Here is a 14,425-nt window from a genome sequence, read left to right as displayed (position 1 = left end):
TTAAAGTATCAGATTGCCCAATCTGCTTCGCAGCTTAGTCAATCTGATAAGTTAATGCTCACGGTCTAACCGCACCTCTCCGCACTCTATCTAATGGGGGTAATGAATGTGTTTGAATCTGATGCTAAATTGATTGTGACTGGTTGGTTGGTGCAGGAGGATGTTGATTTTTTGGCTGAGACTGATCGGTTGTCGTTTTTCTTGTATCTTTATGAGTTGTTGGCGAAGAATGATGGGTTGCCTAGTGATTTCAGTGGGTTTACTTTAGAGCCGTTGTTGAACCAACCGCAATTATTGAAGTATCGCGATGCTTATCGCGCTGATCCGGCGGCTTTCACCAAGGCGGCGGTGGCGGCGTATCAGCGGCAGCCGAAGCAAGTCAATGAGAGTTTGGCGACAATGGCCTATGTACTGGTCAAGAATAATTCGCTGGAATTCTTGCAAGATTTCGTCCATGGGTTTGATTTTTGGCAGGGTTGGCAACGGAATCATCAACCGAGTCAGACATGGGCGTTGACGCAACATGATCAGGAACGGATCGCCAAATATTTTGATCGGCAGGCTTAGTTTTTCAGAAGTTTAATGAGTATAGTCGGGCAAGTTAACGAGTTGGAAAATTGGATCAGTCTGGAGAGGCCGGTCCTTTTTTCGTCAGAGCGATTCTGGCAGATCAAGGATAAAAGGGTAGGGGTAATGTTCATGAAGAAGAAATGGATTGTGGCGTTGGGTTGGTTATTGGGTTTGGTGCTGCTCGCTGTGGGCGGTGTTGAGGCGCAACCGGTGGCGGCGACGAATTCCGCTTGGGTCGCCGATCACGCTGAGGTGCTTTCCCACAAAACGGTCACTCAGATCGATCGGCTCAATGACCAGACGTTCAAAAAAATCACAGGGCAGCCGCAATTAGCGGTGGTGACGCTTCAGCGATTGCCGAAAGGTGAAGATGACATCCATGATTATGCGGTTGATTTGTTCACGAAAATGGGGATCGGGCACAAAGGTTGGGATAATGGGTTGTTGCTCACGGTGGCGGTCAAGGATCGCAAGTACGATTTGACCGTGGGGTACGGTTTGGAAAATGTGATTCCTGATGGCGCGAAGAAGAAAGTGGTGACGAAGGCGGTCACGAAGCAGTTGAAAGCGGGTCAGTATGATTTGGCAATCAGACAAATGACCGCGAATCTGGGTACTTATTTGGTGCAGCGGAAAGGCAGTATTTTAACGCCAACGCAAATGGCCGCCAAGCAGGCTGCCAGTAAGCGGCGCAAACAAATTATTTGGACGATCGTCTTGATCGTGCTGGGCCTCTTGGCATGCTTGGGAATCTATGCTTGGGTCCAATACGCGCGCAAGCAACGGGTTTGGCGGCAATATGCCCGTGACCGCGTGACCGCGGCTGATTTCGTAGAGGCGTATCCTTTGGCGACGGCGGTTTCCGCTGCGGGTATTCAGAAAGAATTGGAGCTCCTGGATCACCTCAATTCGGCGCCGAAGCAGAACACAGATTACCAGGTGATGCTACAAGTGGTCTATCCAGTGTTAACCAAGGAACTCACCACGATTTTACAAACCAATTCGGTGTCTTTGACCAATCCAATCAGCGACTACACCTTGGTGTTGACGCAACCCGCCAAAGCCAAGTTATTTGCGGTGCGGACCTTGGATGATTTATTAGATTTATTGACGCCGTTTGCCCAGGCTTACGCGGCGACGGAAACGCTCTATCAGGAAATTTGGCAACAATATTGCCAAGAGAATGGTCTGGATGTTGAACGTCAGAAACAACTGTGGGAATTTATTCGGGGCCACGCCAATTATAATGAAGCCGTGGGCGCCGAGCAGGTCAAAAGAATGATCCGTCAAGTCGATAAAGTGATGGACGCCCATGGGAAAGTCACGATCACCGAAGGCAGCAAAGGCAGTGACTGGCCGACTTGGTGGGTCGTTTACAGCGTTGCCAGTAGTCAAAGCAGTAGTTCCTCCGGTTCTGACGATAGTTTTGGCGGCGGCTTTGGCGGTGGCAGCACCGGTGGCGGCGGCTTTTCCGGCGGTTGGTAGAACCAGGTCAGCGGTTATTTGGGGTCAACCATGTTAGAAGATGAAAGTAAACAATGCGGGAGAACTTTAAATTGGGTCCATTTGTGTTAGGCCTCGGGATATTACTGTTGGCACTATTGATTGTGGGCCTGCTTTTATATCATCACCACCAACGGGTCTGGCAACGATTTGGCCGCCAGCGGTTATTAGCAACTGATTTTCGTCAACGGTATCCTTTGGTCCGCTTTCTCGATCAGGGACAGTGGCAGCCATTTTTGCAGGGGACCAATGCGCCGAGTACTCTAACCGACCGCCAACTGCTCCGGTTGGTTTGCTACCCGGCGCTTTGCTTAAAAATCAGTTGGCTCCTTGAGCATAATCCAGTCGCGCACGCCTATCCCAGCGCTGATTATCGCCTTGTGATCGCGCAAGTTCCGGCGCAACAAATTTTTAGGGCGCTGACGTTGCCGCAACTGGTCCACCAACTGGATCCATTGATCGGTCGGATCAAGCCGACGATGATCCTTTATCAGGATGTGCTTTGGCAGTATCGTCAGGATCAAGGGTTGTCAGAGCGGCGGCTGGACCAACTGACCAGTTATGTTTGGCAACGGGTGGATTTTCGCCAAGAACCGACCTTGGCCCAGGCCCAGCTATTGATCGCATCGCTAGATCAACAGCTGGATCAGGCAGGCGCTGAGCAGACGACGAAACAGGGCAACTCTTTATTAGCGGCGCAAGCACGATTTCTTAAGTAAACCTACCAGCCAAGGTCAGTCAACACACTAAATTGGTCACGTTCTGATTTGGCGGCGGTTGCTTCTTTACTGGATAAAAGTAACGATCACGTTGAAATAGCGGGATCGTTTTTTATTGGGCAGTATTTATGTTAGCTCTTCCTAATAGATACTTTTATAAATGCTAAATATTTGTTTAACTTTTCCTTCAAACATGATAAAGTAAGTGTGAAGGAGTGAATATGATGATCGAGTTTTTTGTAGGGCTGCAACCGTGGCAGCAGGCTCTATTGGGGACCCTCTTTACCTATTTCATGACCGCGTTGGGTGCGGCCTTGGTTTTCTTTTTTAAGGAAATCAAGAAGGAAGTACTTAATTACATGCTGGGTTTTGCGTCTGGAGTCATGATTGCGGCAAGCTTCTGGTCGTTACTTGACCCCGCTATCGCCCGCGCAGAGGAGAACGGCGATATCGCCTGGCTGGCCGTCGCAATCGGCTTTGCGTTTGGCGGCCTGTTTCTGTATGGTGCCGATCGTTTATTGCCTCATATCGACAGCGGCCGTAAGAGCACCAAAAAAGGCTTTCCTGATTACCTCAAGAAAACCTTCTTGTTGGTCTTTTCGATCACGCTTCATAATATTCCAGAAGGATTAGCTGTTGGGGTCGCGTTTGGTGCGGTCAATCAGGCCGCCGATCCAAAAATCGCCGCTTTGGCTGCGATCTCAGTGACCTTGGGCATTGGGATCCAAAACTTCCCTGAAGGCGCTGCCGTTTCGATCCCTATGCGCCAAGCTGGTACGAGCCGGACCAAAGCCTTTTTCTATGGGCAAGCTTCAGGCTTTGTTGAACCGATCGCCGGTGTATTGGGCGCACTTCTCGTCAGTGCCATGACCCAGATCCTCCCCTATGCCTTGGCCTTTGCCGCTGGCGCGATGATCTATGTCGTGGTGGAAGAATTGATCCCTGAAGCGCAACAGTCCCACAAAGAACACAGTCATATGGCCGTTTTCGGCGTTATGACCGGCTTTGTGATCATGATGATCTTGGATGTAGCGCTGGGATAATTCGCGAGTCTTTCTTGTACATGATATGATGCCATTGATCATGTAGTGAGCGAGGTGATTGGCGTGACATTTGAAGAATTTAAATATCAAGCCGTAAATAATGAACGCTTTGAGGCGGATATCAATTATATCAATCGTAGTCGGGCAGACCAGGGGTGGGTCAGTCAGAAACACAGTCATCCATTTACTGAGTTGTTTTATGTAACTGCAGGGCGAGGTTTATTCGAGATAAATGATGAAATAGTGACCGTAGTAAAAAATGAATTGATTTTGATTTCACCATTCGTCAGACACACCGAACGCGCCATGGCACAACAGTCATTCGAGTACATCGTTCTAGGCATTTCGAACCTAAAATCTTCTGTTGATCAAATAAATAGTTATCAAAAGTTTTATGATTATGATTTGGTATTTCAGAATTACTTACGGCGGCTGATCGAGGAACTAAGTGTCAAGCGATCTGCTTACCAGATAGCTAGTAAGTGTTTGATCTCGTTATTGTTGATCGATTTAGAGCGCTTGACGGATATCTCGCCAATGCCACAGGTAGAGCAAGCTCAAAATGGGTATGCGTATTTATTGAAACAAGATATCGATACTAATTTCAATCACCCCTTGAGTATTGATCAATTGGCTAAGCGACAAAATATTAGCTCCTATTATGCCTGTCGATTGTTTAAAAAGGCTTATCAGCGAACGATCTACTCATATATTCTTGAACGTAGATTATCGGAAAGCATTGCCTTAATGAAAAGTTCAGATTTCACTATTTCGGAAATAGCGCGACAAGTCGGCTTTGCTTCAGAATCGAGTTTTGCTTTAGCCTTTAAAAAGGTCCACGGGATCGCCCCAATGCAATATAAAAAAGGGTTATTAAAATAAAACGATATGAAAAAATCGACATCACTTTGCCTAGGTGATGTCGATTTTTCGTATTCTATTTGTCAGGCAAAGCCAGCTCGATCATTGCCGGACTTACGGGCAAATCAAGTAAATTACAAACCAATGGGGCAATCATTAACTGCGGGATTGATTGTGATGAAAAATCGCCCGGTTGAACGTTACTTGATATTAGGAATAAAGGAACATCACGAACCTCATGCCGAGTCCCGCCGTGATGACCAAACTCATCCATACCATGATCGGCCGTGAGAAGGATGTCGTAGCCTTCAGCTTGTAATAAAGGGATGAACTGGGCTAAAGCTGAGTCGGCCTTGGCAATCATTTCTCGATATTCAGAAGAATCTGAGGTGTAACGATGACCATAGTCATCAACTGACATTGGCAGTGTGAATAAAAAATTTGGTTGATATTTTCTTGCTAAGTAATAGGAATCTGCCAGTAAACATTTATCGGGGTAAATATCATCATAATAGATACCATATTGGATTGCTTGGTTTAAATCGGTTTGGAAACGATCAGAGGCCAAATTGAAATCAGGATTATTATAAAGCTGACTGATCCAATGGTAAGAGGCAGCCGCCGAAATGCCGCCGTGAGCTTTCACTAAGTCAAAAATACTGATCTGATTAGAGCGTCGAACGATACTGTTATCAGTGATTCCGTTGATATAGGCAGGGGTCCCGGTCAATAATACTTCATAGCAAGGTCTTGATAGACTAGGTAACTCTGATTCGACTTTAAATAACGATGCCTGATGTTTTTCGACTAGGTGCATCATGTAGCCTAGATTCTCACAGCCTAAGTCATAGCGACAGCCATCTAACATGATCATAGCGACTTTCTTCATAATATCTTGATCTCCTTTTACTTAATAAGCGTAGTATAGATTGTTTACTGAACTTAAAAGGCTATTTTCTTGTGCAAATTCCTATATAAGTTGTCATTCAATTTTTTAGATTTATAATTATTAAAACCTGATAGATTGATCTATCAGCAATGGTTGCGTTATCTCGAAAATTGACATCGGTCACCGTCTGGTAAACTTTATCGAAAAAGTTTACTGAACTATGTTGACAAAGTTTACTTAACGGTATAATATCAGTGGTGAGGTAGACAGCGCTTACATTTTAAGGAGGAGTAATAATGAAACTTAGTAAGTTTTTAGGCGGGGTAGCTGTAGTTGCAGCAGTATTAACGTTAGCGGGTTGTAGTGGTGGTACCAGTAGCAAGGACAGTAAGTCTGGTAATAAAACAGAAGCTGATTTGGCCAAGGCCGAGCGTGTTAAAACAGGAACGCTGGAAGTATATGCTCCAAAAGGAAAAAACACGGACTATCTACAGGAATCTTTAAAAATCTATAACAAAAAATATAAGACAAGTTTAAAAATAAAGGCAGTAGATGTGGCACCAAACGTTCCGATGGTTCAGAAAATCACCCCTAAATTGGTTGCAGGCGAGAAAATGCCAGATTTGATTTTCTTGCAAGATAGTAATGCCGGCTCTATTTTTAACAAATTTGAGAAGAACTTCTATTCATCTGAAGACTATGGTTTTGTAAAGAAGTATGGTTCTAACTTCTATAGCGCCAAAATGAATATGCTGGCAAATGTTGCGCCAAGTAAGAAAACATATGGTTTCCCAAATGATTGGGGTAACGCAGCGATGTTCTATAACGATAAAGCCTTCAAATCGGCTGGGATCGATATGGACGATATCAAGACATGGGACGAGTTCATTGAAGCAGGGAAACAGCTAAAAGCCAAGACTGGCAAGAACTTGCTTTTCATGCGTGATACTGGTGAGCTGGACTTAGTCAACTATTTGACTGAGGAACAGGGACTTTCAATGTTCGATAAATCAGGTAATTTAAATCTGCTAAAGCCTGAAGTAAAGAAAGCATATCAAATTATCAAAAAAATCCAGGATGCTGATTTAGTTTCATATGGTAACTCAAAGGACTATACAGCTATTGGTCAAAAATGTGGCGCGATCTTTGCTGGTGGTTGGCTAGCTTCATACCAAGCGAATGATTATCCAGATGACAGTGGCGATTGGAGAATTGGTAAGGTTCCTGCAATTAGTGAAAGCGCGAAAAGCTATTCACCAATGAGTGGCGGTTCAAGTTATTATGTACCAAAGAAATCAAATAATCCGACAGCAGCATTACAATTTATTTCATTCGCATTGACTAACCAAGATTGTTTAGCGTCCTATATGGATCTAAGTGGTTTGCCTGCGAATACGAAAGCATATGACACCGAAGCAAGTCATAAGAAATTTGCTTATTATGGTGATCAGGAAATTTTACAAACTCTGAACGAAATCAGTAAGGATAGTATTGAAGGCTATGCATTCCCATATACAGCAGACCTAGGTAACTATATTGAAGCAGCAAGTTATGATATTAAGAAGAATGGAACTTCTGTTGATAAAGCGTTACAAAAGCAGGCCGATGAATTTGTAGCTAAGTACAGCATCAAAGTAAATAAATAACTTTTTAGATTAGGTGAGGACACTATGGGAGACGTGCGATTTCCTATAGTGTTTTCTCTTTGAAGGGGGCTCTCCGAGCGATGAATAAGCGTAGGAAAAAAATCACGAACTTTAGTAAAGCTGCCTATAGCATGATGCTGCCGTTTTTAATCTTTTTTATCATTACAATTTTGATACCAACTATTATGTCGCTGTGGTTTAGTTTTTCACAGGTCTCAGATTCAATCGATTTCGTTGGACTGAGTAATTTTAAGGCTATTTTTAAGGACCCGTTATTCTTTAAGTCATACTATAACGTCTTTATTTTTATGTTTTTCTCGATTCCGATCACAGTTTTGTTAGCTTTGATTTTTGCAGTCCTTCTGAATAAACCAACGATCAAGGGCAGGGGCTTTTTTAGAACAGTTTATTATTTGCCAGCAGTAACATCGATAGTTGCTGTTTCATCAGTGTTTTTAACTTTCTATAATCCTACCGGTCTATTCAATGCTGTTGTTACAGCCTTTGGCGGCCAGCCTATTCCCTGGTTGACGGATCCATTCTGGGCGCGAGTATCGATCATCATTATTAGTATTTGGTTAAATGTTGGTTACTATACAGTACTGTTTTTAGCTGGACTTCAGAATATCTCCGGAGAAATATACGAAAGTGCTGATATCGATGGCGCCAACAGTTTTCAGCAGTTCTTTAAAATCACGATACCGATGCTGAAGCCAGTGATCCTTATGGGCATGATATTATCAACGATCAATGGATTAGGGGCTTTCGAAGTGCCTAATATCTTGTTTAAAAATGGTTTTGGTCCAGAGTCGTCGGCCGTCACAGTTGGTGTCAACTTATATAAGACTAGTTTTGAGATGGTTGATTTTGGTAAAGCATCTGCGATCTCTTGGACGATGGTGATCGTAGCGGCAATTCTCTCAGTTATTCAGTTCATTATTGGAGGTAAAGACAATGAAGCGTAAAATTTTTCGGCCAACGATTATCTACCTTGTTTTGATTGTTGGGTTGGTCGTCTTTGCACTACCATATGTCTACATGATTATTGCAGCGACCCAGAATAATGCAACGATCCTTGGTGAAAAAATCAATTTTACACCGGGACCGTACTTCATGAAAAACCTAAAAGAAATTCAAGAGAAATATAATTATGTTAAGGTCCTGTGGAATTCAGCGTTTATTACAATCGTGGGAACGATCCTATCCACCTTTATTACGACATTAGCTGGTTATGTTATGGCTAAATATCGCTTTAAGGGCAGTAACTTGATTTTTAATTTGGTGATGATCTCACGGATGGTTCCTGGATTTGCAGTGTTGATCCCAACTTTCTATATTTTAAGTAAAGTTGGATTGACGAACACTTATGCCGGTGTCATTATTCCTGGATTGGCCTCAACGACCTCGGTTTTCATGATGCGACAATATGCCCAGAAATTTCCGACAGAGTTGATGGAGGCCGCGCGAATTGATGGCGCTGGAGAGTGGACGATTTTTCTGAAGATCGCAATGCCAGTTTTGACGCCAAGTATTATCACGACAGCGTTGCTAACATTTATGGGTTATTGGAATTCTTACTTGATGCCATTAGTAATCTTATCTGATTCCAGCAAATTCACGATACCATTAGTCATTCAGAATATGACACAAAACAGTTATGATCCACTAAATTATGGTGCTTTGATGGCGATCTTAGCGACTTCAGTTGTGCCTGTTGTGCTGATTTATATGTGGTTACAGACAAAATTCAAGTCAAATGGCATTGATTCCGCAATCAAGTAAAAAGAACTATAGATATGTCCACCGTAATACGATCATGGACAATAAAAGCTAGAGGAAGAAATAATGAGGTCAGAATATGAAGTTTAAGATAGGCGATGAGTTTTATTTAAATAATCACCCAATTAAAATTATTTCTGGAGCGGTTCATTATTTTAGAATCGTTCCAGAAGAATGGGAACAGACACTTTATAATTTAAAGGCGATGGGCTGTAATACCGTTGAAACTTATGTGCCATGGAATTTACATGAGCCCCAAGCAGGGACCTTTGACTTCACTGGATTAGCAGATGTTGAATCGTTTCTAAAATTAGCCCAATCAATGGGATTATTGATTATACTGCGTCCGTCACCCTATATTTGTGCAGAATGGGAATTTGGCGGACTGCCTGCTTGGTTACTGAAGAATCGCAATATCCAGATCAGGAGTCAGGATCCTGACTTTTTAGCGGCCGTTTCTGCGTACTATGATAAATTATTACCTAAACTGGTTCCTTTCCAGACGACGCATGGTGGTAATGTTATCATGATGCAGATCGAGAATGAATATGGCTCATTCAGTAATGATCATGAATATCTTCGGAAATTGAAAAAGATGATGATCGATCGCGGTGTTGATGTACCGTTGTGCACATCAGATGGTGGTTGGGAGGCGGCACTGGATTCAGGATCATTGATGGTCGATGACGTCCTAGCAACAGCTAATTTTGGCTCGGATCCAGATGAAAATTTCGGGGCGTTAAAAAAGCATTTTTCTGAACATCAAGTTAAGCGCCCCTTGATGTGTATGGAATTTTGGGATGGTTGGTTCAATAATTGGGGTAAGAAAATCATTCGACGTTCAGCGGTGGAAACAGCGAATGAGGTCAAGAAGACGCTGGAAATGGGTAGCATCAATTTCTACATGTTTCGTGGCGGAACCAATTTTGGTTTCATGAATGGTAAGTCGGATTTTGAGACTGAGGATCTTGCGCAGATCACGTCATATGACTATGATGCACCATTGACTGAATGGGGAGCACCTACTGAGAAGTTCTTTGCAATTCAAAAAGTAATCAAAGAAGTATATCCGCAGGCCCAGATCAAAGCGCCTATTTATCCGAGTACTGGTCAACTGGATAGTGTCGATTTAAAAGAAAAGGTATCGCTATTTTCTGTATTATCAGAATTGAGTCAGCCTGTTATTAACGATTATCCGCTAACGATGGAGCAACTAGATCAATCAACTGGCTATTTATTGTATCGAACTACGCTAAAACGACAACGAGAAATAGATGACTTACGCGCCGTTGACGCAGGTGATCGGCTACAATTCTTTTTGAATGAGCAAGCGATCGCAACACAGGATCAACAAGAAATCGGCACAGCTATTAATGTTAAGCTAGAAAAAGAGATCAATACTCTTGATATTCTAGTTGAGAATACGGCCAGAAATAATTATGGGCCCAAGCTTATCTCGACGCGGCAACGAAAAGGGATCCGTGGTGGAATCAGAGAGGATATTCATTACCTGTCTGGCTACGAACACTTTGCGTTACCATTAACTAATTTGGAAAAGTTAGATTTCACGAAAGATGAAAAAAAGGGTACACCAACCTTTTATCGTGGATTCTTCGACTTGACCGCACCGAAGAGTACGTTTGTTGATTGCCGCAGTTGGGGAAAAGGCGTGGTCATTGTTAACGGACATAATTTGGGTCGATATTGGCAAATCGGACCGACTGCCTCACTATATTTACCAGCATCATTTTTAAAGTGTGGACAAAATGAGATCATTGTTTTTGAAACAGAGGGAATCCAGCTCGAGAAGGTCGAATTTAGTAGTCAGCCTTGTTATATTGATGTGGAGAGTAATTAGATTTGATGAATAAACAAAAGTGGCAAGCCATCATCAAAATCATTGGAGGAAATATTTTGATGGGTTTTGCTTATGCTAAGTGGATGAAGCCACATACCATTATTAATGGTGGAGTAACAAGCGTTGCTATGATCGGCAATAAAGCATTGGGGATCCCGATCCTCTATTTAACGAATGGCATCACGCTTTTATTGTTGGTGATCTGCTGGTTTTTCTTGGGTAGACAGAATTTCTTCCGCTCTATTTTGAGTAGTATTTGTTACAACCTCTTTTTTAGTGTGTTCTATTTAGCGCCATTCTCCGCGCGCATCAATTTTCCCATAGATTTTATTTTGGCCAGTATTTTGATCGCAATAGGTTATTATTGCTGCATTACAGCTAATGCTTCTACTGTTGGTATGGATGTACTGGCCTTAGTTGCCCATAAAAAAAATAATCGCATCAATATTGCCCATGCGATTCGTTGGATCAATTTTTCAGTTTTATTACTGGGATTTTTCGTTTATGGTTGGCAGTCAGTGTTGGTTGGCGTGCTCTTTAGTTTTCTCAATTCATGGTTACTGAGCAAATTGTTAAATCGAGAGAGTGACCGCAAACAGTTGGAGGAACAGAATGATTAACAAAATGACACGTGAGTTGCTTAAAGATGAATTAGATTTTGCCTACGAACGTATTTTTGAGAGCCTTGATGAATTTGAGGTGTTGGTGCCATCTGCTGTATCTACGGATTATCATTACGCTGCAGTTGAGAATAGAGATTGGACGGATGGTTTTTGGACCGGGATGCTTCACTTAGCGAATGAATATCGTAATAGTGCCAAAATACAAATGGTCATCTCAAAGCAGTTAACAGTTTTCCAAAAAAGGTTAGATCATGAGATCGTTTTAAATCATCATGACCTAGGATTTCTATACTCACCTTCGGCAGTAGCCGAATATCGAACTAATTTCGATCAAGATGCCAAGCAGATGGCAATACAGGCAGCCGAGGTTTTGATGCGAAGATATCAGCCACAGGCAAAAATCATTCAGGCTTGGGGTGAGTTAAGTGATCCTGATCAGCAAGGAAGAATGATCATTGATTGTAATATGAATTTGCCACTCTTGTTTTTTTCAAGTCAAGTAACTGGTAACCTGGCCTATTATCAGGCGGCGAAAAATCACTTGAAACGTGCTCAGAAATTCTTAGTTCGTCATGACGGTTCTACATATCATACTTTCTATATGGACACCAAGACTGGAGCACCACGTTTTGGAAGAACGGCTCAAGGATATTCGGATGAGTCATGTTGGGCTCGTGGGCAGTCGTGGGCAATTTATGGGTTTGCATTAGGCTATCGTTATTTAAAAGATGCCAGTCTTCTCGAGACGGCTAAGGTAGTGGCCGATTACTTTATTTCGAAATGTCCAGCAGACTTTGTTTGTTATTGGGACCTATCGTTTGGGACCGACTCTTCTGAAGAACGGGATACTTCTGCGGCCGCGGTTGCAGCAAGTGGGCTTTTGGAACTTGCACAACAATTGCCGGTTACGGATCCTAAGAAATCTCAGTATGAAAACTTTGCACTTGAAATCATTCGATCATTAGCTCAAAATTATACTACAAGAGGGATAGCGGGTTCGAATGGTATATTAACTCAAGGTGTATATTCAAAACCTGAAAATAATGGGGTCGATGAATGTACGACTTGGGGGGATTATTTTTATTTTGAAGCATTATTGCGTAGCTATCAAAGTTGGTTAAGTTACTGGTAGGAAGGAAATTTTATCATGGCAACAATTCTGGATATTGCGAATTTAGCAGGTGTTTCCAAAACAACGGTATCACGGGTCTTGAATTATGATCCAACTTTATCGGTTAGTGATAAGACACGTAAACGAATTTTTGAGGCAGTAGAAGAACTGGATTATACAAAGAAAAATAAGATCCCCATGGAAAAAGGTAAGGTCGTTATCATTCAATGGTTAAAAGAACAAGATGAGATTGAGGATACTTATTATCTTTCTATTCGAATGTCTGCGGAAAAGCGAATTTCAGAATTGGGTTATGATATTGTTCGTTTATATAAAGATAGTGATAATGAATTTCCTAAGGATGTTATCGGTATCATATCAATTGGTGAGTGTTCGCCAACGCAGCGCAGGAAACTCATAAAAGTAACGAGTAATGTCGTGTTTGTGAATATGAGTCTCCTCTCAAATAAATATGACTCGGTCGTTGTCGATTTTGATCAGGCGATTGCTGATGTGATCAGCTTCTTTATCAAAAATGGGCATCGTAAAATCGGTTATATTGGCGGGATCGATGCTGGAAAATCGGTTGGAGGCCGAGTCCCCAGTGTGGACCCACGATTGCGGGCGTTTAAGAAATATTTGAATCAAGCCCACCTGTATGCGGAGAAATACGTTTTTCAGGATGATTTTGACGTTGATTCAGGTTATCGTCAAATGAAAGAAGCCATTAAGCTTTTTCCCGATGATTTACCAACGGCATTTTTTACAGGTAATGATCTACTCGCGGTGGGCGCATTGCGTGCCTTGCAGGAGCAGGATATTAAAATTCCTGAACAAGTTTCGTTGGTCGGGTTCAATGATAGTAGCGTGGCAAAATATGTGTACCCAAAATTAAGTACTGTCAAGGTTTATACGGATATTATGGGCAGTTCAAGCGTTGATCTCTTGATAGATAAGATCGAGTCAAATAGAAAGATTGCCAAGAAAATTATTGTTGCTACAAAATTGAAATTACGGGGTAGCACACAGGGAAGCATTAAACAATCAAGAGGTTGATCTAAAGATAAACATCTACATCTTGAGGTTTTAGAAATAGATGCTGGAGATGATAGTTTGATCATTCGAGTTGGTACATTGAATATGGCATCAGGATTACAGCCAGATCTTGATTTGTTGAGTTATTTCTTACAAAGTCAGCAGTTAGATTTCTTGGCGCTTCAAGAGGTTGATGAAGAGACACAGCGTTTTTATCGGCGCACTACTGAGGTGATCGGTCAAAAATTGGCATTTAACCATTACTTTTCAGAATCAATGCCTTTCTTAAAGGGGTCGTATGGCATCTCGCTTTTGTCAAAATGGCAGATAAGAGACCCAATGACACAGTTCTTTTCCATTTCTGGAGATGAACCTAGACTTTTTCAAAGTGTACGACTAGTGTGTGAAAAACGTCAGATTCTGATGATGAATACTCATTTGAGCTATGAGAATCCTGATATTAGAGTGGCTCAAGTAAAGGAAATGAACGAGTTTATTTCTCGGGCTAAACTACCATTAATAGTTGCAGGAGATTTTAATACAGATCAAGATATTGCCGAGTGGGAAGGATTCTCTTTGGATCTGAATAAGGTCAATGGCTGGGCCGACGATTGGGTAGCGACGTTTATGGGGCAAGATGCTAATATGCGGACAATGGCTATTGATAATATTTTATTTTCGTCAGAGTTCAAACTAAATAAGCGGCAGATCATCCCAACTGATCTATCCGACCATGCATTATTGATTGCCGAGTTTGATTGCGATTAGTTGGCGCTGAAATAGCAGGC

The 14,425-nt window shown here is 42.3% G+C and carries 14 protein-coding genes; 13 read left to right on the top strand and 1 reads right to left on the bottom strand.

Going from position 1 to position 14,425, the window contains the following annotated elements; translation table 11 throughout:
• The first annotated feature begins 102 nt into the window (after nt 1-102).
• The 5 genes from OCU21_RS02955 to OCU21_RS02935 all read left to right on the top strand — a co-directional run bounded on the left by OCU21_RS02955 (nt 103) and on the right by OCU21_RS02935 (nt 4,717).
• The gene (locus tag OCU21_RS02955) at nt 103-567 is read left to right on the top strand and encodes a hypothetical protein (protein WP_261806021.1); all 465 of its coding nucleotides are present in this window, start codon (nt 103-105) and stop codon (nt 565-567) included.
• 132 nt (nt 568-699) lie between these two features.
• On the top strand, nt 700-2,055 hold the full coding sequence (locus OCU21_RS02950) for a TPM domain-containing protein (protein ID WP_261806020.1): 1,356 nt from the start codon (nt 700-702) through the stop codon (nt 2,053-2,055).
• A 53-nt stretch (nt 2,056-2,108) separates the two neighbouring features.
• Nucleotides 2,109-2,792 (top strand): hypothetical protein, encoded by a 684-nt coding sequence (locus OCU21_RS02945; RefSeq protein ID WP_261806019.1) that lies wholly within the window; start codon nt 2,109-2,111, stop codon nt 2,790-2,792.
• 224 nt (nt 2,793-3,016) lie between these two features.
• Nucleotides 3,017-3,835 carry a ZIP family metal transporter gene (locus OCU21_RS02940; RefSeq protein WP_261806018.1) on the top strand — a complete coding sequence of 273 codons (819 nt, stop codon included), beginning with the start codon at nt 3,017-3,019 and terminating at the stop codon, nt 3,833-3,835.
• Between the two features lie 63 nt (nt 3,836-3,898).
• Nucleotides 3,899-4,717 (top strand): AraC family transcriptional regulator, encoded by an 819-nt coding sequence (locus tag OCU21_RS02935; RefSeq protein WP_261806017.1) that lies wholly within the window; start codon nt 3,899-3,901, stop codon nt 4,715-4,717.
• A gap of 55 nt (nt 4,718-4,772) precedes the next feature.
• On the opposite strand, the gene OCU21_RS02930 is transcribed toward OCU21_RS02935, so the two are convergent.
• The gene (locus OCU21_RS02930; protein WP_261806016.1) at nt 4,773-5,585 is read right to left on the bottom strand and encodes an alkaline phosphatase family protein; all 813 of its coding nucleotides are present in this window, start codon (nt 5,583-5,585) and stop codon (nt 4,773-4,775) included.
• 296 nt (nt 5,586-5,881) lie between these two features.
• On the opposite strand from OCU21_RS02930, the gene OCU21_RS02925 reads away from it, so the two are divergent.
• The 8 genes from OCU21_RS02925 (at nt 5,882) to OCU21_RS02890 (ending at nt 14,405) form a co-directional block, all read left to right on the top strand.
• Nucleotides 5,882-7,231: an ABC transporter substrate-binding protein gene (locus tag OCU21_RS02925; protein WP_261806015.1), complete on the top strand. Its 1,350-nt coding sequence runs from the start codon at nt 5,882-5,884 to the stop codon at nt 7,229-7,231.
• Nucleotides 7,232-7,311: 80 nt separating this feature from the next.
• Nucleotides 7,312-8,196, top strand: a complete 885-nt coding sequence (locus OCU21_RS02920) for a carbohydrate ABC transporter permease (protein ID WP_261806014.1) — start codon at nt 7,312-7,314, stop codon at nt 8,194-8,196.
• Nucleotides 8,186-9,013, top strand: coding sequence for a carbohydrate ABC transporter permease (locus OCU21_RS02915; protein ID WP_261806013.1), 828 nt, complete (start codon nt 8,186-8,188; stop codon nt 9,011-9,013). The genes OCU21_RS02920 and OCU21_RS02915 overlap by 11 nt, the downstream gene beginning before the upstream one ends.
• Before the next feature lie 76 nt (nt 9,014-9,089).
• Nucleotides 9,090-10,868 (top strand): glycoside hydrolase family 35 protein, encoded by a 1,779-nt coding sequence (locus tag OCU21_RS02910; RefSeq protein WP_261806012.1) that lies wholly within the window; start codon nt 9,090-9,092, stop codon nt 10,866-10,868.
• Between the two features lie 5 nt (nt 10,869-10,873).
• The gene (locus OCU21_RS02905) at nt 10,874-11,488 is read left to right on the top strand and encodes a YitT family protein (RefSeq protein ID WP_261806011.1); all 615 of its coding nucleotides are present in this window, start codon (nt 10,874-10,876) and stop codon (nt 11,486-11,488) included.
• The gene (locus OCU21_RS02900; RefSeq protein WP_261806010.1) at nt 11,481-12,623 is read left to right on the top strand and encodes a glycoside hydrolase family 88 protein; all 1,143 of its coding nucleotides are present in this window, start codon (nt 11,481-11,483) and stop codon (nt 12,621-12,623) included. Before OCU21_RS02905 ends, OCU21_RS02900 begins: the two co-directional genes overlap by 8 nt.
• 15 nt (nt 12,624-12,638) lie before the next feature.
• A complete protein-coding gene (locus tag OCU21_RS02895; protein ID WP_261806009.1) occupies nt 12,639-13,658 on the top strand; it encodes a LacI family DNA-binding transcriptional regulator in 1,020 nt (339 codons plus the stop codon).
• A gap of 57 nt (nt 13,659-13,715) precedes the next feature.
• Nucleotides 13,716-14,405 carry an endonuclease/exonuclease/phosphatase family protein gene (locus OCU21_RS02890; RefSeq protein ID WP_261806008.1) on the top strand — a complete coding sequence of 230 codons (690 nt, stop codon included), beginning with the start codon at nt 13,716-13,718 and terminating at the stop codon, nt 14,403-14,405.
• Nucleotides 14,406-14,425: the final 20 nt, after the last annotated feature.

It is taken from the genome of Lapidilactobacillus luobeiensis, assembly GCF_024345205.1.
Classification (GTDB): Bacteria; Bacillota; Bacilli; order Lactobacillales; family Lactobacillaceae; genus Lapidilactobacillus; species Lapidilactobacillus luobeiensis.
This window is presented reverse-complemented; position numbering and strand designations above follow the sequence as displayed.